Source organism: Pedococcus sp. P2_A3 (assembly GCF_056405035.1).
Map to the genome: position 1 here is coordinate 390031 of NZ_JBFUCW010000001.1, position 19361 is coordinate 409391.

15 protein-coding genes are annotated in these 19361 nt (G+C 65.2%); 12 read left to right on the plus strand and 3 right to left on the minus strand.

Translation table 11 applies throughout. The features are described from left to right. The first annotated feature begins 6 nt into the window (after window positions 1-6). The 3 genes from AC1DX8_RS01905 to AC1DX8_RS01915 are packed head-to-tail and all read left to right on the plus strand — an operon-like array spanning window position 7 to window position 3199. Window positions 7-1206 carry a CoA transferase gene (locus AC1DX8_RS01905; protein ID WP_477628199.1) on the plus strand — a complete coding sequence of 400 codons (1200 nt, stop codon included), beginning with the start codon at window positions 7-9 and terminating at the stop codon, window positions 1204-1206. Between the two features lie 13 nt (window positions 1207-1219). Continuing rightward, window positions 1220-2194 carry a MaoC family dehydratase gene (locus tag AC1DX8_RS01910; protein WP_477628200.1) on the plus strand — a complete coding sequence of 325 codons (975 nt, stop codon included), beginning with the start codon at window positions 1220-1222 and terminating at the stop codon, window positions 2192-2194. 57 nt (window positions 2195-2251) lie between these two features. Continuing rightward, window positions 2252-3199 carry an NAD-dependent epimerase/dehydratase family protein gene (locus AC1DX8_RS01915; RefSeq protein ID WP_477628201.1) on the plus strand — a complete coding sequence of 316 codons (948 nt, stop codon included), beginning with the start codon at window positions 2252-2254 and terminating at the stop codon, window positions 3197-3199. Here AC1DX8_RS01915 and AC1DX8_RS01920 read toward each other — a convergent pair. Then, window positions 3165-3911, minus strand: coding sequence for a Crp/Fnr family transcriptional regulator (locus AC1DX8_RS01920; protein WP_477628230.1), 747 nt, complete (start codon window positions 3909-3911; stop codon window positions 3165-3167). The two genes, AC1DX8_RS01915 and AC1DX8_RS01920, sit on opposite strands and share 35 nt — an antisense overlap. A gap of 96 nt (window positions 3912-4007) precedes the next feature. On the opposite strand from AC1DX8_RS01920, the gene AC1DX8_RS01925 reads away from it, so the two are divergent. From AC1DX8_RS01925 to AC1DX8_RS01960, 8 genes are all read left to right on the plus strand, one after another. Then, a complete protein-coding gene (locus AC1DX8_RS01925; RefSeq protein ID WP_477628202.1) occupies window positions 4008-5204 on the plus strand; it encodes an acyl-CoA dehydrogenase family protein in 1197 nt (398 codons plus the stop codon). Window positions 5205-5273: 69 nt separating this feature from the next. Further along, window positions 5274-5831 carry an N-acetyltransferase family protein gene (locus AC1DX8_RS01930; RefSeq protein WP_477628203.1) on the plus strand — a complete coding sequence of 186 codons (558 nt, stop codon included), beginning with the start codon at window positions 5274-5276 and terminating at the stop codon, window positions 5829-5831. After that, window positions 5828-6799 carry an alpha/beta fold hydrolase gene (locus AC1DX8_RS01935; protein WP_477628204.1) on the plus strand — a complete coding sequence of 324 codons (972 nt, stop codon included), beginning with the start codon at window positions 5828-5830 and terminating at the stop codon, window positions 6797-6799. The genes AC1DX8_RS01930 and AC1DX8_RS01935 overlap by 4 nt, the downstream gene beginning before the upstream one ends. 306 nt (window positions 6800-7105) lie before the next feature. Continuing rightward, on the plus strand, window positions 7106-8230 hold the full coding sequence (locus AC1DX8_RS01940; RefSeq protein ID WP_477628205.1) for a hypothetical protein: 1125 nt from the start codon (window positions 7106-7108) through the stop codon (window positions 8228-8230). Further along, complete coding sequence (locus tag AC1DX8_RS01945; protein ID WP_477628206.1) at window positions 8223-9878, plus strand: AMP-binding protein; 1656 nt, start codon at window positions 8223-8225, stop codon at window positions 9876-9878. The genes AC1DX8_RS01940 and AC1DX8_RS01945 overlap by 8 nt, the downstream gene beginning before the upstream one ends. Before the next feature lie 96 nt (window positions 9879-9974). Next, window positions 9975-11291 (plus strand): wax ester/triacylglycerol synthase domain-containing protein, encoded by a 1317-nt coding sequence (locus AC1DX8_RS01950; RefSeq protein ID WP_477628231.1) that lies wholly within the window; start codon window positions 9975-9977, stop codon window positions 11289-11291. 137 nt (window positions 11292-11428) lie between these two features. Next, window positions 11429-12217, plus strand: coding sequence for an enoyl-CoA hydratase/isomerase family protein (locus tag AC1DX8_RS01955; RefSeq protein WP_477628207.1), 789 nt, complete (start codon window positions 11429-11431; stop codon window positions 12215-12217). 159 nt (window positions 12218-12376) lie between these two features. Beyond that, entirely contained in the window at window positions 12377-14686 is a 2310-nt protein-coding gene (locus AC1DX8_RS01960; RefSeq protein WP_477628208.1) for a (Fe-S)-binding protein, read from the plus strand. Between the two features lie 217 nt (window positions 14687-14903). Here AC1DX8_RS01960 and AC1DX8_RS01965 read toward each other — a convergent pair whose 3' ends face one another. After that, on the minus strand, window positions 14904-16325 hold the full coding sequence (locus AC1DX8_RS01965; RefSeq protein WP_477628209.1) for a M48 family metalloprotease: 1422 nt from the start codon (window positions 16323-16325) through the stop codon (window positions 14904-14906). A gap of 76 nt (window positions 16326-16401) precedes the next feature. Beyond that, entirely contained in the window at window positions 16402-17022 is a 621-nt protein-coding gene (locus AC1DX8_RS01970; protein ID WP_477628210.1) for a hypothetical protein, read from the minus strand. A 1257-nt stretch (window positions 17023-18279) separates the two neighbouring features. Between AC1DX8_RS01970 and AC1DX8_RS01975 the strand changes: the two genes are divergently transcribed. After that, complete coding sequence (locus AC1DX8_RS01975) at window positions 18280-19359, plus strand: hypothetical protein (RefSeq protein WP_477628211.1); 1080 nt, start codon at window positions 18280-18282, stop codon at window positions 19357-19359. Window positions 19360-19361: the final 2 nt, after the last annotated feature.

The window sequence follows — 19361 nt, forward strand, 5'->3', positions numbered from 1 at the left end:
CTGACCGTGGCGACCGGCCCCCTCGCAGGTCTCCGTGTCGTCGAGGCCGCCTCCTTCGTCGCCGCGCCGTCGGCGGGAATGGCGCTGGGGCAGCTGGGCGCAGACGTGATCCGTGTGGACCCGCCGGGGGGTGGCAGTGACGCCGGTCGCTGGCCCCTCTCCACCCGCGGCGCCAGCCTTTTTTGGGCGAACCTCAACAAGGGGAAGCGGTCGGTCACGATTGACTACCGTCGCGAGGAAGGACGTGAACTGCTGCTCGAGCTGGTGGTTTCCTCCGGCCGCCAAGGTGGCGTGTACGTCGACAATCTCGTCGGGGCTCGACGTCTGCGCTACGAGCAACTCGCCGAACGGCGCCCGGACGTCATCCACGTGCATGTCGAGGGCCGGCGTAACGGCAAGCCGGCCGTCGACTACTCCATCAATGCCGAGGTCGGCGTGCCCCTGATGACCGGCCCAGTCGATGCCGCCGTTCCGGTCAACCACGTTCTGCCTGCCTGGGACCTGGTGACCGGCATGTTGACCGCGTCCGCGGTGACCACGGCGCTCTACCGTCGTGAGCGTTCAGGAGAGGGAGCTCGCGTCGAAGTGGCGCTCGCGGACGTCGCTATCGCCGGTGTCGCTGGCATGGGTTGGCTCGCCGAGGCGGACGAATTGCGTCGCCCTCGTGCACGTGTCGGCAACCACATGTACGGCTCGTTCGGCGTTGACTTCGCGACCTCGGACGGCCGGCGAATCATGGTCGTCGCGCTCACAGAAGGGCAGTGGATCGCGCTGCGGAGGGTCACGGGCACCGAGCATGTGTTCGCGGCCCTGGAGGAGACATTGGGGGCCGACCTCGATCGCGAAGGTGACCGATATCGACTGCGGGAGACCATCGCCTCGATCTTGCGACCCTGGTTCGAGGCGCGTGATTACGCCACCCTCCAGCGACTACTCGACGAAGCGAAGGTTCTCTGGAGCCCGTACCAGGACATGGCCGAGTTGGCCAAGGAGCAACGAGGAGCCAACGACAGCATCGTTCGCGAGATCGAGCAGCCGGGAATCGGGCCCATGCTGGCGGCGTCCGCACCCTGGCGGTGGAACCACGTCAACCCGCCAGCTCTGCCTGCTCCCATGCTCTCCGCCGACACGGAATCGGTCCTCACGCACGTTCTTGGTCTGACGGGTGCCGAAATCGGGCGGCTGCGTACAGCCGGAATCGTGTGAGGAAGAGGCGGCCATGACAAAGGAAGTGCCCAGCCTCGTCCGAGGGCCATACTTCGACGAACTTGCCGTCGGCATGGTGCTTGCGCGGCCGCCTGCGGTCACACTGACCTGTGGCCTGCAAGGCGCACACACAGCGATCGTAGGTAACCGGGTGCCGGTCGTCCTCGATCATGAGCTTGGGCGCCGCGTCGCTGGGGGTCCGCTGGCGGGCCCTGCGCTGGTTTGGGACATCTCGATTGGCCAATCCACCGTCGCGACCCAGCATGTCAAGGCGAACCTGTTCTACCGTGGGCTCTGGTTCCATCGGCAGCCTCTGCTCGGTGACACCCTGTCCACCACGACGCGGGTGGTGGCCCTCCGGGAAAATACTCGGCGGCCTGACCGGCCGCCGACAGGGCTGGCCGAACTCCGCATCACGACCGTGGACCAGCACGAACGCGTCGTGCTCGACTACCGCCGATGCGCAATGATCCTGCTTTCGCCACACGCGGCGCCCACTGGGTATGCGGACGAGCTGTCCCACGACGACGCGGATGGCAGCAGCGCGGTTGCGTCGATCGAGGGATGGGACCTCCGCGCGCTTCCGACCTCATCAGGTGGAGCGGGCCCGCTGACCGGGACTTACGCTGTTCTCGGTCGGGACCTAGTGTCCAGCGCCCCCGAACTCGCCCGGCTCACCGGCAACCTGGCACGAGTGCACCACGAGAGCGAGGCTGGCGGTGGTGGACGTCTGGTATACGGCGGTCACACCATAGGCCTCGCACTGAACCACGTCTGCCAGGTCCTTCCAGGCCTCGTGGCGGTCGCAGGCTGGCACGGGTGCGACCACGTCGCCCCGGTGCATGAGGGCGACCTGGTGGGCTCATCGGTGACTATCGAGGAGGTCCGGCACCTCCCAGATGGTCTGGCGGCGTTGACTCTGCTGGTGATGAGCTCGGTCGGGGGCACTGAAGTGCTCCGGTGGCGACCGGTAGTGGTCGTGCGGTGAGCCATTGACCACATTCCAATTGACCCAAGGGTCACGGGCGATCAGGAGAAACAGAACGTGACAACGTTGGAACGTGTGCTTGTGACGGGCGGCGCCGGCTTTGTCGGTTCTAGGGTGGTGGAGTTGTTGGCTGCCTCCGGGACCCCCGTGTTGATGGTTGACGTGGTGGAGAACGACCACTCGGCCGAGCTGGCCGGGCATCGGGCTGTGGATTTCCAACGAGCGGACCTGCGCGACCGGGAGACCGTCGGGCGCCTCCTTACGGGTGTCTCGCATGTCGTGCACCTGGCGGCGGTCCGCTCGCGCTCGTCCGACTCCAATCCGCGGCTTTCGCACGAGGTGAACGTCGACGCCACGTACGACCTCATCGCTGGAGCCGCGGCGCACGGCATCGAGCGGTTCGTGTTCGGGTCGTCGCACACGGTGTACGGTGCCTTCGCCGATCCTGAGCGCTTTCCTTACAGGGAGACGGAGACTGGCGGGACCGGACGCGCCCTCAGCATGTACGCCGCCACCAAGCTCGCGGCAGAGGCCTATCTTGAGGCGTTCCGAGGCGGTGGCGGTGCGCCCTACCTGTCCCTTCGGTTCGGCACGATCTACGGCCCCCGGGTTAGTGAGGGCTCGAACAACGCCACGATGCTGGACGTGCTGCGGGCACTGGACGCCGGCGAGGTCCCGCACGTGCCGTGGGCTCGCGGATCGGTGCACGGACTGGTCCACGTGGACGACGTGGCAAAATCGTGCGTCCGTGCCCTGACCAGCGACGCCGTCGACATGGCGATCAATATCGTAGGTGAGCCAGTAACGGCCGCACAGATCTATTTCACGCTGGTGCGGCTGTACGGTCACGACCCGCAGGGGCTGACTTGGGACGAGCAGCGGACTCGCTTCCAGGCCACCGACAGGACACGAATGTTGCGGCACTTGGACCTCCACCAATCCGTCGGGCTGGAGGAGGGGGTGCAATCCGTCATCGATTGGTACGTTCATTCACGCGCGGAGTGAGCGGTCGCCCCGGAAGCGGAGGGCTCGGAGAGATCACAACCGGAGTTGACGCGACTGGGTTTCGTCCGGCTCGTCGCGTCAGCGCCGGCTCGTCGAGGATATAAATGCATCCTTTGGAGACACTGATCCAACCTCGCGCGGCAAAGGAAGACAGGCCTTTATTAACAGACTCGCGGGTCATGCCCGCGAGCTGCGCGAGCTCAACTTGGGTTAGTCCATGCTCAACGACGATGTCGTGGCCGATTGGCATTCCGAAGCGTCTAGCCAAGTCGACGAGCAAGGCAGCGAGTCGTGTTGGCGCGTCCGCGAACGCAAGGAGCGACGTAGCCTCCACGGCGCGTCTGAGGCGATGAGCCAACTGCCGGATCAGCCAGGCCTCTGCGGCGGAGCTCGTTCCCATCACCTCCGTGACCACTGAACGGTCGAAGGTGCTGAGGACCACTGGTCCCACGGCCTGCGCCGACGCAGACCGGGGCCCTCCATCGAACAGTGAGAGCTCTCCAACGACCTCTCCCGGCCCTAGGAGGGCGAGAAGCTGGACCGATCCTCTCCTGGTGCTCTGAGCGACTTTTACCTTCCCAGACATCACAACGTATCCGGTATCGCCGGATGCGCCCTGATCAAAAATGGTGGCACCAGGGGAGTACGCCTGGATTCTGGCGACAGCTACGAGGGCCGCTGGTGGGCGCTCCGGCAAGTTCGGCTTCATCATCGCTTGATCCTCCTTCGACACTACTACAGTATGGTAAATGTCAGGCAGTTCCGAGCCTGCGAAGGTTGACTCATCGATCGGGAAGGGGGTTGCCGCATGGCTCGCCTGTGCCACACAGAGGGTCTATCCGACGTCCAGCAGGAGATCCTCAAAACAGTGCGTCAGTTCGTGGACGCCGAGATCATCCCGGTGGCGTCGCGCCTGGAGCATGCCGACGAATACCCGGCCGAGATCGTGGAGGGGCTCAAGGAGCTCGGGATCTTCGGGATCACCATTCCAGAGGAGTACGGCGGGCTGGGCGAGTCGCTGCTGACGTACGCGCTGGTCGTCGAGGAGATCGCGCGTGGGTGGATGAGCGTCTCTGGCGTGATCAACACGCACTTCATCGTGGCCTACATGCTGATGCAGCACGGAACGGAAGCGCAGAAGCAGAAGTATCTCCCCAGGATGGCCTTGGGCGAGGTTCGCGGTGCCTTCTCCATGTCCGAGCCGGGCATGGGCTCCGACGTGTCGGCCATCAGGACGAAGGCCGTGAAGGACGGTGACGGCTACTCCATCACCGGGCAGAAAATGTGGCTGACCAATGGCGGGTCCTCGACCCTGATCGCGCTCTTGACGAAGACTGATGAGGGCGCGGATTCGGTGTACAAGAACATGACGACCTTCCTCGTGGACAAGGAGCCGGGCTTCGGTGAGGTCGCTCCTGGCCTCACGATTCCGGGCAAGATCGACAAGATGGGCTACAAGGGCGTGGACACCACCGAGGCCGTCTTTGACAAGTTCCGCGTCTCCGACGACCAGGTCCTCGGTGGGAAAACGGGCAAGGGCTTTTACCAGATGATGGACGGTGTGGAGGTTGGGCGGGTCAACGTCGCCTCGCGCGCCACGGGGGTCGCCAACCGAGCGTTTGAGCTGGCGATCGCCTATGCACAGCAACGTGAGACCTTCGGCAAGCCGATTGCCCAGCATCAGGCCGTGCTGTTCCAGTTGGCCGAGATGGCGACCAAGGTGGAGGCTGCCCACTCGATGACGGTCCGCGCTGCCCGACTCAAGGATCAGGGCAACCGCAATGACGTAGAGGCGGGCATGGCGAAGTACCTTGCGGCAGAGCTCTGCAACGAGGTCGTGGAGCAGGCCTTCCGGATCCACGGCGGCTACGGCTACTCCAAGGAGTACGAGATCGAGCGGCTGTATCGCGAGGCAGCCTTCCTCTTGATTGGTGAGGGCACGGCTGAGATCCAGAAGATGATCATCGGCCGGTCGTTGCTGAAGGACTACGCCCTCCGCCGTTGACAATCCGCGCGTCTTCAACCGAGCGTAAAAAGTTTGACCTTTGCGCTACTGAAACTTATACTCAACGCCATGCCTGAGCCGGAGGCCGCCGATCGCCCGATTTCCGTGCGCCGTCTGACCGTTGCGGACGCGGAGGAGTTCGCCCTCTTTGCGGCCACGGTGGCGGAGGGCGAGCGTCGGTTTCTGAAGGAGGCCCTAGAGACTTCCGAATCTAGGTTTGCCACCATGGTCTCGGAGCCGGGAGTCCACCGCCTGATTGCGCACCTGCCGAAGGGTGTCATCGTCGGCATGGCGGGCGTCTTCCTCGGGCGTGGTTGGTCCTCTCACGTGGCGGAACTGCGCGTCCTGGTGAGCTCCTCACACCGACGTCAAGGGGTCGGGCGACTTCTCGCCCAAGCCGCGTTGATGGAGGCCCTCGAACAGGGCTGTAGCCACGCCTACATCGAGGTGGTAGCGGAGCAGGAAGCGCTCGTAGCAATGTTCCAGGACCTGGGGTTCGAGCCGGAGGCCTTGCTGGCTGACTTCGTCCGTGACGGTAACGGGGACCTCCACGACCTGATGCTGCTGACCCACCGCGCACAGGACCAGCAGGTGCACCATCTGCTGCTTGACGAGTTGAGCGCATGACACGCACACCCCTGCCTCAGACCGAACACTTCCTCGACGTGGCCGGACGGACCGTGCACGTGGGGGTCCAGGGCTCGGGCCCGCCACTCCTCTTGATCAATGGCCTAGGGGGAAACACCGCAATGTGGGGGCAGCTGGTGGATCAGCTGCCAGATCGCCAGGTCATCTCCTTTGACGCGCCGGGCGCCGGACGGTCTGATGCGCCCGTGCTGCCCTACAGCGTCGCCCACATCGCCCGGGTCGCAGCGCACGTGCTCGACGAGCTTGGGTATGACGAGGTGGACGTCCTCGGGTACTCGCTTGGCGGGGGCGTCGCCCAACAGCTCGCCCACGACTTTCCCCAGCGCGTGCGGCGTCTGGTGCTGGTCAGTACCTCATGTGGCGCTGGCGCGGTGCCAGGCTCACTGGTAGCCCTGATGGCCGTCATGACCCCGCTGCGGCACTACGTCAAGTCAGGCTACCGGATAGCCATGAAGATGGTGGACCTGGCTCCGGCAGAGAAAAAGAGCGACACCCTGCGACACCAGTGGGACGGGTGGCATCACGAGTCGCCACCTTCCTGGCGCGGGTCCTTCCTACAGATGACCGCCTTTTCAGTCTTCAACAGCCTCCCGTGGCTGCACGAAGTCAAGCAACCGACGCTGCTCCTCACAGGCTCGCACGACAGGTTGGTTCCCATGGCCAATTCTGCCGTTCTCGCCGCGTACCTCCCCAACGCGCGGCTGCGCGTCGTGAAGAACTGGGGTCATTACCTTCTTCACGATGCTGCGTCCGGGGCCGCGCGGATGGTCTCCGACTTCCTGTCGGCACAGGACTACGGCACCAGCGAGGCCTGGACAGGGGCTCGCGCGATCGGCGTCGACGAGATGCGCACGTTCGTGCGGGCTTCGCCGCGCAGTGCCCACTACACGCAATACACCAACGGACTGGTGCGCCGCGCGAACCCCGTACAGGACGGAGCGGAGTGAGATGGGCAAAGAGCCGTCTCCGCTGTGGCGTCGAGTCTTCGACGAGGTAGAGCACCGCGTGGGCGAACCGCTGGCGAGCTTGACCAGTTCTACGGAGTTTCAGTCGGGGACTCTCAAGGCCGGCCGACTCGTACGTGCCGTGGTCAAGCCGGTCCAGGCGGTTGCGGGATACGGTTTGCACCTGCTCGGCATGCCAACCAACTCGGAAGTGCGCGAACTGCGTCAGGGGCTCCACGCGGTTGAGCGGGAAATCAGTGCTATGAGGCGCTCCCGCGCTCAGGCTGCGCGTGACCAGCGGGGGCGGTCGTGAATCCCGTCGGCACCGCGATCGACGCTGCTCGGGGAATCCGGAGGGAGGTTGAGCGTACCCAGCTGCGCGCACGCAAGGGGATCAAGCTCATCGCCAGGACGCCTCCACCGGGGGTGAACCTCACGCCGAAGGACCAGGTGTGGTCGCTTGGCAAGGCAGAACTATGGCGCTACCGCAACGACCATGTGCGCCTTGGTCCGCCGGTGATGCTTTTCCTAGGACTTATGGGCGACTCCGCGATCTTCGACCTTCATCCGGGCAACTCGTGGGCCGAGGTCCTCATCGGCAAAGGCTTCGACGTGTTCCTGTTCGACTGGGGACGCCCTGAGGCCGCCGAGGGGGACCACACGCTGGAGACCTACCTCGACGAGTACTTCGTCCACGCGATCGACGCTGTCTGCAGGACCGCCCAGGCGACGGAGGTCTCGCTGGGTGCCTACTGCATGGGGTCGCTCATGGCCCTCCTTGCGCTGGGTAGTCGGAAGGACATCCCTGCGCGTAACGTGCTTCTGTTCACGCCGCCATGCGACTACACGCACGCGCCTCCATTCATGGAGCGCTACCGCGACGGCAAGATGCGTGCCGAGGACGCCATCGACGAGCACACAGGCTTGGTGCCTGCTGAGGCCGTCCGCGCCATGTTCCGCCTGATGGCCCCGACGTCGGACCTCGTGCAGTACGTCACCCTGTGGGAACACCTGTGGCGAGACGACTACGTGGAGGCCCACCGGGCCGTGAACCACTGGGCATGGAACCACCGCGCGATGGCCGGGCCGGCATTCCTGCAGATGGTTACCTATTACGTACGGGAGAACCAGCTTGCCACCGGAAGGGCCGAGTTGAGCCGGCGGCCCGTTCGCCTCGACGCCATCACTGCTGCCGCCCTCCTGGTGATAGCGGAGCGTGACGAGTTCGTCCCGCCGGCTAACTCCGAGCCCTTGGCTGAGCTCCTAGGGTCCAAGGACGTAGAGATCCTGCGGGTGCCCGGTGGTCATGCCGGTGCGTTGATGGGTTCGGTCGCACGTCGTCAGACCATGCCGGGGGTCTTGGAGTGGTTGGAGCGACACTCGACGCCGCACGCGACAAAACCCGTTAACCCAAGTGGTAATCCGAATGACTGAGCTCACGCAGGCCTTAAGCACGGCTGCCGACCTCAACCTAAGCGTCGGCGACTCCCTATTTGGGTCGCTTCTGCGTGCCGCTGAGTCGAGCGACCCCGGGCGGCGCGCCCTCTCTGGGCTCCGAGATGCGGTGGATTGGGTTGAGCTGGACTACCAAGACCTCCTTTCCACAGTGATCAGTGCAAGCGCCCAACTTGCCGCTCTCGGTCTGGGCGTGAACGACGTCATCTGCCTTCAGCTTCCCAACTGGACCGAGGCCGTGATCTACACCTACGCAGCGGCTCGCCTCGGGGCAGTCGTCTGTCCGATCACGACCATCTACCGCGAGCGCGAGCTCGCCTTCATATTGCAGCGGACCGAATGCAAGGTGCTGGTCGTGCCGGCGAGCTACCGTCGCTTCGACTATCTCTCGATGGCGACAAGGCTCCGGGATCGGTTGCCGTCGCTGAACCACATCATCCGCGTAGGGGAGGGTGACGCGGACGGCGCTTTGTCGAGCCGGGATCTCCTCTCCGCCCCGCATGGGGTTGTCCCAGCCGCTGACATCGATCCCGCCGCCACTGCTGTTCTCGCCTTCACTTCAGGAACCACCGGTGAGCCGAAGGGGGTCATGCATTCGCATGCCTCTATGCATGCGGCGATCGACGACCTCGTCGTCCACGCGCAGTACGGCGCCGGTCTTACCTCCCTAGTGATGTCGCCTTTCGGACACCTGACCGGTTTTACGTGGGGAATCCTCATGCCATTACGGGGCGCCGGTGACGTGGTGCTTCTCGAGTCCTGGGATGCAGAGCAGGCGCTGGACCTCGTCGAACGATACGACGTCACCTTCACCATGGGGGCCACCCCCTTCCTGAGTGACCTCCTCGACGCGGCCAGCCGACGGCCGTCCCCCTCGTTCCCGAACGTCTTCGTCTGTGGCGGCGCGCCCATCCCACCCTCGCTCGTGCAGCGCGCGGTGCGCGAGCACCAGTGCCACGTCGTCGCGGTCTGGGGCATGACCGAGTACCCCGTGGGAACCGCAACAACCGTGGGAGATGACCCGCGCGCGGCAAGTTCCACCGATGGCCGTCCGATCGCGCGCGCTGACGTGATCGTGGTGGACCCGGCTGGCGATCCAGTGGCCGTCGGCGCGGAAGGTGACCTTCTGATCCGGGGACCCGGGCTCTTCCGCGGCTACTACAAGCGTCCAGACCTGGATCAGGACGCCATCACCGAGTCCGGCTTCCTCAGGACGGGCGACCGGGCGCGGGTGCTCGATGAGCACGGCAGTATCCGGATCTGCGGGCGCACCAAGGACCTCATCATCCGAGGCGGGGAAAACATCCCCGTCGTGGAGATAGAGAACCTCTTGATCACCCACCCGGCGGTCAAGGAGGTTGCACTCGTGCCTTTACCCGACGACCGCCTGGGCGAGATCGCGTGCGCCTGCATCGTGCCCGTCCCCGGTTCGGAGATGCCCTCCGTCGCGGCTCTTGGGAGGTTCCTCGAGGAGCGCGGCGTGGCCAAACAGTTCTACCCCGAGGTGGTGCGCGTGCGGGAAGAGCTACCGCGCACGCCAAGCGGCAAGATCCAGAAATTCGTCCTGCGCGACCAAGTGCTGTCGCATTCCGATGGCGTGGGTGAGGACCGACGGGCACCAGGCTGACGAAAGGCGAGTATGTCGCACTATCTGGCTGAGCTGGTGGCACCTCTCGACGCCCTGCTGCTCAAGGGAGATGCAGATCCCACGACCCGGGCGATCATGAGTTCTGCCCTGGTGTTGGACGGGATCCCGGAGTCCGACGCCCTAGCCGAGGCTTTTGAGCGCGCTTCACGGGTCGTTCCCCGCATGCGCCAGCGCGTGGCGAAGGCCACCAGCTGGACGGGCTCCCACCAGACGTGGGTCGGGGACGAGGCGTTCGACGCGGCCAGCCACATCCGACAGGTGGGAGCACCTGGTGACGGATCGGTCAGCGACGTGCTCCAGTTCGCCTCCAGCTACGCGACGGTTCCCTTCGACCCCGCGAAGCCATTGTGGGACGCCACTTTGGTCACGGGCGTGAAGGGCCAGCGTGCGGTGCTTGTCCTGCGCGTGCACCACGCGATCGCTGACGGCCTGCGTTTGCTTCGCATGATGACCCATTTAATCGACCTGGAACCGCATCCTTCGCGGGAGGAGCTTCCGGCGCTGGAACACATGGGTTCGGGGATCCGGATTTCCGGAGAGCGGTGGGTCCGTACTACCTCACAAGTGCTCGAGGCGCGTCGGCGTCGCGTCGACTCCGCAGTGCGCCTAGCTCTCGACGCGTCGTGGCACCCGACCGGCACCGTGGTGCACGCCAACCGGTATGCCCGATCGGTGGCCAGGATCTACACGGCGGCGGGTGCCCCGGGGTCTCCCCTCCTGCGGTCACGCAGCCGGGCACGCCGATTCGCGACCATCGAGATGCCGTTGGCGCAAATTCGGGCCGTCGGCGCTGGTCGCTCAGCAACGGTGAACGACGTATTCATCGCAGGCCTGCTCGGAGGTCTGCGTACGTACCAGGAGGCGTCCGGAGAGCAGGTGGTCGACGTCAATGTAGCCTTTCCCATCAACATCTCACGTGACGCGTCCACCGAGAGTGGCAATCACTTCAGTGCCGGTGTGATCCCTGGACCGTGCTCCGTGGAAGACCCTTTCGAACGACTCGATGCGGTGCGCCATCTCATCGCGGCGCGACGAGCCGAGCCCGGAGTCGACGCGCCGGTACGGCTGGCATCCCTGCTGCACCAGGTGCCGCCCCGCTTAGCGACCACCGCACTGGGCGCATATGCCGCGCGGGTGGACCTCCAGGCCAGCAACGTCGTCGGTCCCAGGAGCGCGGTCTACCTCGCGGGAGTGCACGTGTCCCGCTTCTATGCCTTCGGACCGTTGCCCGGCATACCGATCATGGCGGTTCTTGTCTCGTACGAGGGACTCTGCACGCTGGGCTTCACCATCGACCCTGCCGCTGTGACTCACACGGAGTTGCTGCTCAGCTCGGTCTCGGCCGCCTTCGCCGAACTCGGGGTCACGGACTTAAGCCTCACTGGCGTCTAGTGACGGAAGGGCAGGGGGTGGGAGCATGGCGAGTCAGCGACCGTGTCACCTCCCGCACTAAAGTTAAGACAGTTTGCAGACTTGATCATTCGTGTACTGTGTGATCAAAGGGCCTGACGGTAGAGGTTGGTAACACGATGGATTTCAGTACCTACGAGCGACTCACGTTTGAGCGGCGGGACAACGGCGTGCTGGTCGTCACCATCAATCGCCCGGACAGGTACAACGCGGCCGACAAGGTGATGCTCAAGGAGTTCGTCAGGGTCTGGCCAGACATCTCCGATGACCCGGAGACGCGGGTGGCCGTGGTAACTGGGGCCGGAAAGGCGTTCTGCGCCGGGGGTGACCTGCAGGAGGAACTCCAGAAGGTGGGGGACTATCCCAGCGTCGTGACCTCGCTCGAGGAAGCCCGCAAGCTGGTCGAGAACATGATCGGGTGTGACAAGCCGATCATCTCCGCCATCAATGGCCCCGCCGCAGGAGCTGGACTAGTCGTCGGCCTCATGGCGGACATCAGCATCATCGGCGAGGACATCGAGTTCACCGACGGGCACATCAACATCGGGCTCGTGGCTGGTGACCATGCCGCACTGATCTGGCCGCTGTTGTGCGGCATGGCCAAGGCGAAGTACTACCTCCTTACCGCTGATCGTCTGGACGGCCGTACCGCCGACCAGATCGGACTTGTCAGCAAGGCTGTGCCCCGCGAGGAGGTGCTTGACGAGGCCTTGCGAATAGCGAACCAACTGGCCACCGGGCCGCAGCAGGCGATCAAGTGGACCCGCCGCTCGCTGAACAGTTGGCTGCGGCTCGCCATGCCGGCTTTCGAGGCGAGCTTGGCGATGGAGATGATCACCCTGTTCTCCCCCGACGTTCGCGAGGGGATCTCCTCATTTCTGGAACGCCGCGACGCTGACTTCGAATAGCCGCCGACATGAGTGTTCCCCACGGTACGAACGTGGAGAGCCCCGGGTCCGGATGGTGTGTTCGACCGGCAGGTCGCCTCGGCCGGTGGAGGACGATGTGGCGCCCAAGCTAAGGCGGGGCTGCCGTGCGGCTCTGCTTGTGACAAGGAGGTGAGCAGCATGTCTGTGCTTCAGATCGTCGCGCTCGTGGTGTGCCTCGCCGTCGCCCTCACGGGTATCGCCTTGTTCGCGCGGGTGGTCCGGCAGTTCCTGGCCGTCTTCCGCCTCGGCGAGCCCGATGCCACCCGCACCGGCGACAAGGGCACCCGCACCGTGACGCTGCTGCGCGAGTTCCTCGGGCACACCCGGATGTCGCGGCTGCCGGTCGTCGCGGTGGCGCACTGGTTCACGATGATCAGCTTCGGGGTGCTGTTCTTCACGCTGCTGAACGCGTTCGGCCAGCTGGTCAAGGCGGACTTCACGCTGCCGGTGATCGGGCACTTCTTCCTCTACGAGTGGGTCACCGAGTTCTTCGCGTGGACCGGCCTCGTGGGGATCGTGGCGCTGATGGTGATCCGGCAGAGGAACCACCCGCGCTCGGCCGCGGGCGAGGGCGGGCGCCGGTCGCGGTTCTTCGGGTCGACCTRGTGGCAGGCCTACTACGTGGAGCTGACCATCCTCGGCGTCACGATCTGCATCATCAGCCTGCGGGCGCTGGAGTACGYGCTTGAGAAGCTCGGCGGGACGACCGGGACCACCGCCGTGGGCCACGCGAACGCGCTGCACTACCCGCTGACCGGGTGGCTGGGCGGGCTCTTCGACGGCGCCTCGGTCAGCACCCTCGAGAACGTCATCGTGGTCGTCGCCGCGGTGAAGATCCTGATCTCGTTCGCCTGGATGATCACCATCTCCCTGCAGCCGACCATGGGCGTCGCGTGGCACCGCTTCCTGGCCTTCTTCAACATCTTCCTCAAGCGGCACGCCGACGGCCGCACCTCGCTCGGTGAGCTCCGGCCGCTGATGGTCAAGGGCGAGCCGGTCGACTTCGAGAACATCGAGGACCTCGACGAGGACGCCGCCCTCGGCGTCGGCAAGGTCGAGGACTTCACCTGGAAGGGCCTGCTCGACTTCAGCACCTGCACCGAGTGCGGCCGCTGCCAGTCCCAGTGCCCGGCCTGGAACACCGACAAGCCGCTGTCGCCCAAGATGCTCGTGATGGCGCTGCGCGACCACGCGCACGCCAAGGCGCCCTGGCTGCTCGCCACCGAGTCCGAGCGGTCCGCGCTCGGTGAGGGCGCCGCCGCGCTGACTGCATTGTCAGAGGTGCCGCTCATCGGTGACACCGGCTACGACATCACCAACCCGCTGGGGGCCTACAACCCGCACGGCCCCGACGCGGTCATCGACCAGGACGTGCTCTGGTCCTGCACCACCTGCGGTGCCTGCGTCGAGCAGTGCCCGGTCGACATCGAGCACGTCGACGCCATCGTCGACATGCGCCGCTACCAGAACCTCATCGAGAGCGCCTTCCCCAACGAGCTCAACGGGCTGTTCAAGAACCTCGAGAACAAGGGCAACCCGTGGGGCATGGCCGCCCGGGCCCGGCTCGACTGGGCCAAGGACCTGCCCTTCGAGGTCAAGATCCTGGGCCAGGACGTCGACTCGGCCGACGACGTCGACTACCTGTTCTGGGTCGGTTGCGCCGGCGCGTATGAGGACCGCGCCAAGAAGACCACCCGCGCCGTGGCCGAGCTGCTCGACCAGGCCGGGGTCACCTTCGCGATCCTCGGCGATGGCGAGTCCTGCACGGGTGACTCCGCGCGACGGGCCGGCAACGAGTTCCTCTTCCAGATGCTCGCCCAGCAGAACGTCGAGACCCTCAACGAGGTCGGCGCCACCAAGATCGTCGTCACCTGCGCGCACTGCTTCAACACCATCAAGAACGAGTACCCGCAGCTCGGCGGCAAGTACGAGGTGGTCCACCACACCCAGCTGCTCAACCGGCTGGTCCGCGAGAAGAAGCTGGTCCCGGTGGCCCGCCCGGCCGACGTGCCCGGCAAGTCCTCGAACAAGGACGTCGCCTCCACCGCGGAGACCGTGACTTACCACGACCCCTGCTACCTCGGCCGGCACAACGGTGTCTACGCCCCGCCGCGCGAGCTGATCGGCGCCCTGCCCGGTGTCGAGCTCAAGGAGATGGAGCGCACCAAGGAGAAGTCGTTCTGCTGCGGTGCCGGTGGTGCGCGCATGTGGATGGAGGAGAAGCTCGGCACGCGGATCAACACCAACCGCACCGAGGAGGCCATCGGCACCGGCGCGGAGCGGATCGCGATCGGCTGCCCGTTCTGCCGCGTGATGATGTCCGACGGCCTGACCGCTGCGCAGTCCGAGGGCAAGGGCGCCGACGTCGAGGTCGTCGACGTCGCCCAGATGCTGCTCGCCGCGGTCAAGCGCCGCGACGACGGTCAGCCGACCGAACCCGAGCCCTAGCCCGTCGCCTTGACGCCTGACCACTAGTTGATGGGCGCGGTGGGTAACCTTCCGATCTTCAGTCGGACGCCTGATTCCAAGGTTGCGATTGCACCTCAGCCGATGAGCCTTGGGCCGTGGTCGTACATGCCCTAACCGTACGAGCCGGAACCGAGACCTGCAGCCGCGCGAGGCAGCCCTTGTTGGTATGCAGCGCGTCGGAACGGCCCGGGCGCGCTCAGAGGTGCACGCCCTGATGGCTGATCAGCGTGGCGCGAAGGGCTTCCTGCGCCATGATCGACATCGTCCAGGCTGGGAACGGGTCACGAGGGTGCAGGGCGGTGACCTCGGTGATGGGTTCGCAGGACAGCAGCGCCGCCGTTGCCTCGAGGCGGCTGATTGCCCGCCCATGCTCGATGGCTTGGCGCACGAGCGCGTGTACGGCCGGTTGGTCCAGCATCAGGGGCACGGTGCGCGCAGCGAAGACTCGCGCATCAAGGTCTGGGTGGCGCCGACCCCATGCATCCAGAACGAGGTCCGCGTCGGTAACTGTGGTGCACAGCATTCGGGCAACCTGACCGACCTGCGTCCACTCGTCGACCGACCACAACCTTGCATCCAGCCGGTCCCGAAGTCTGTCGTCGACGATGTAGGGGTCTTCTGACCGCGGGGTGCCCGCCAAGTTCCCGAGCGCGTTCAGGAACGGTTCCACAGCGCTGATGCGGTCGTCCACATCGGGGAACCATTCGATGAGCTGCTTGTCGCGCAGCGACTGCCACCGAACGGGTGCTGGCGGATGGGACGACGGCAGCCGAAGGAAGCACGTCTGCTCGTACTCCTGGAGGACAGACAGAAACAGACGCACCGCGCCCAGCCGGATGGTCGCGACCTGGCTAGTCACCGCATCCGTGCCGGCGTCAGCGAACATGAGCCGCAAAGCCAGCTCGTCTGCGGCGAGCTCTTGCGCGGCCTGCTTTCCCATCAATCGGTTCGAACCACCGACAACGCCGACCTCTTTAGCGCCAGCATTCAGGTGACCGAGGAGTACGTGCGCAACCTCGTGAGCGACCACGAAAGCGTCCATTTCCAACGCGAACGCACCCGCGACACGAAGCTCGTCGACTGACAGGACCATGGGTGGAATCAGGTTCGCGCTGCCACCAGCTGCTGCCCGACTCAACGCGAGGCGAAATGCGCACGCTTCGCCAAGTGCTTCTTCACCGGAGCCACTTTGGCTTTCGCCGGCGGGGCGGTCCCGTCCGAGGATGGCGACCATGCTCGCGGCCAACCACGTCACCGCGGCCATGCCGTGGTCGACCAGCAGCAGGTGGGACCGGTCCGGGAATCGCAGCGTGGCCGCAGACACCTCACCTCCACGAACTGCCCCCACAACGACACCGGCCACCGCCTGGGTCAGCTCGTTTACCCATGGCGCGTCAGCGTTGCGTGCGACCAGCCGCTTCACAGATCGGACCAGTTCGCCGGTCATGGTTCCGGTGGCACGCAACCCCGCCTCGGTTTCGGCAGTCATCGGACCAAACGTCGGGTCGTCGCGCATCGACGGGTATAGGGAGTGGAAGTGCTCGACGCCAAGCTCGACCGCGTCCGGGTTCCGTCCTGCGGCCCACAACAACGCCAGACGGTCCTGCGCGTCGCTCACCGCCGTCTGGGACGCATCGGCAGATCTCCCGGCCTGGGCGCATCGTCGTCATCCTGGGCGCCCGGCCAGAGGGCGCTCATGGGCACTTGCCGACGCTTGACCACGATTTGATGTCTGACAGGGCGAGCACGTGAACGGTCTTGTCGGCTGCGGTGACGATGACATGGTCGCCGGACACTTCCGCGCCCCCGCACGCCTTATCAGTACTCGTTCGTATTTCAGCGGAGGGTCCTTCAGGCTCCGGCGCGAACCACAACATGCCAACGACGACCGCGAACAACAGCAGGACGACCAGCGTGAGGATGACCGCCCACCTAAGCAGCTGGGTTGCCCTCACTGCCTCCAAGTGCGCGGCACGGTCCTGGCTTTGACTGGTTGATGTCACGACGAGCTTGGGGAACCCACCAGAAGCACGGAGCGCCAGCAGCAACGAGGTGACCGCGGCACCGAACGCGACCAACAACACCAACGCAACGATCACGTCGAACGGGCCAGCCATGCCCCGCACCGCATCGGACAGAGACGTGAACGACAGCCCGATCACCACGGCCACCAACGTGGCCAGGCCCGCCTGCCATTTCTCCGCAACCGCACGCGTCGCCTCCAGCTCCCCCTGCCTGGCCGCAAGTACCGCCTCCGCATCGCGCAGCTGAGCCGTGGACGCGGACCCACCACTGACCGGCAGTTGCCCGCTCATTCGTTCACCTCCACGGTCCAGAACGCTCCACAGCCACCCTTTTTCTCCGGCGGCCGGCCTGGGTGCGTGCCCTCGCACTGGCACCGGACGGGCACGGTTCTTGTCTTCCGAAAGGCGGGGCCGGCAGCTCGCACATACGCCAACGGCCACACGTATACGAACGAGTGCGGGCATCGAGGACACGGCCCCTCGAACACCAACTCATCCGGGTCCGTCGGCGGCCGCCGCGAGTACGGAATAGTCTTCGCCGCCCCCTCCCCGTACTCGTCCTTGCTTTCCTCCAGCCACGCCATCTCGGTGCCCGATGCCTTTGCCGCCCAGTCGGCAGCGTTGTGCTCTGGCTCATCCGCTTCTGGCGTTGACATGCTTGCCTGCTCGTCCACAATGAACACCCCCTCCGTGCGGTAATTTGCGGCCGCAGCGCCGGTGCAACCGCGGTCGCACTGCGTGGGGGTGCGACCGTCGACCCTTCAGTCTCAGTATCGGGGTGTTCGCGCGCCCGTCAACGGTTCGAAGGACCCACTTCAGCGACGGTCCAAAGTCAGGAACCCTTGACTGCACGCACGCTGCACACCCTGGAAGGGTTGACGCTCATCGTCCTCTCGGACGACTGCCGGCGCGTGGGCTGAGAATGCGACGATCCTCGCCAGCCTCTGTTTCCGTCGCGAAATGGAGAATCTTTACCGAATGAGAACACAATGGGGGCAATCACACCGAATGTGCATCTCACCGTCTGCTAGGCCATCGCCTTCGAGAACGGTCTCTTCCGTTGGCAGTTGCAAGCACAGCTGGAACCGACTCACCATCCGTCCCCTGAGCCTGGGTACACCCCGCGCAGGCGTTCTCCGCGACGTGACGAACCGCTCGTTGGCGCGCAGGCTCGCTCGTACCTGCGCTTACACGGTTGTCCGCATTCGGGCGGCCGGATCGACCGCACGGATGGCCCAAACGGTCGCGTAGCCCACCCCGATCGCGCTACGTTCCACGCATGGGGACGGACGGTTGGCTGGTGGGACCTGACTGCATACCCAATGGCGCGTGCGTCGCTGTGCTGGCGTGCTCATCCAGCAGATCCGGCCGCACGTTGCCCAGGCCGGGTTTACGTTCGTTCTTGGCGCGCTACCTAGTGCCCGAGCGGGCGGACATATGAGCCGCCCACCGGCCAGTTTGGCACCCTCCGGCAGGCACGTCCGATTGACCGTCCCCCTATCCGCGGACCTCGTTGAAGAACACGCAGCAGCGACTCAGGGGCGAACCGTGCAGTTCGTGGAACTAGCCGGTCTATCGCAGTCCACCACGCCAGTGTCGTTCGGCGCTGAAGCCAGACTTCTCGGTTGGCTCGCCCGACAGAATCTCGCGCGGGCGCGCCCCGACTTGATGTTTCCACCGAGCGTTCGTGGCGATTCCCTTCCGGCCGGAGCGACCTCCGAACTCGCCTACTACCTTCTAGGGCGCATGAGCGGTCGCGTCGTCCACAACGGTGCAGACCGCACTCGCGAACTTCGCAAAGCCCAGGTGGCGCACCTTGAGCAAAACCAGGGCACTCTGGCGACGCCGGACCTCCGTGTCTACTTCTACGACCACCAGATGCTGGGCCTTCCACTGCTGGACGCCATCGCGCGCCGGCCTGACGAGCTTCCCACGCCAGCCTTGAAGACGCTCCTGGCCAACGGACTGACCGCCATGGGGCTCACCGGCTTCGATGCACCAACGTCCGGACCATCCCCCGTCTTGCTGAAGTCCGTGCGTGACTTCGCCGCCGAAACGTTGGAAAACGCCCGAGTTCACGCGACCCGCGACCTCAGGGGGGAACGAATTCCTGGCTTGGCTTACATGTCCATCAAGCGCTACCACTTCAGGGAGCAGCGTGCGGCCCTCGCCGGCACAACCGGTCCATTAGCGGACTACTTCTCCGCGTTGCAAAGGTCGCTGAGGTCCGACCTGTCCGACACCCAGTTCGCCGAGTTCACTGTTGCCGACAGCGGCGTTGGCATCTCCGCGCACTATGGCAGCAGAGTCAATATCTACGCCAGCAACTTTGACGACGAGGCCACACTCGTCCGTCGAGCATTCCGCATGAGCGAAGAAGCCCCCGCAGGCTCCTGGGCAGGCGTAGGACTGTCCAAGGTACAAGAAGCAACCCGTGACCTTCGCGCGTTCCTAGCCATCCGGACCGGTCGAGTCGAAGCGACCAAACACTTCATCGATGCGCCCGACGATGACCTGCTCAGCATCACGATCCGCCCGGACGCCCGAGCCCTGCTGGGAGGAACAGCACTAACTCTCCTGGTGCCCTGGATCCCCTCTGAACCCCAGCTCCCCTTTGAATTGAGCTGACG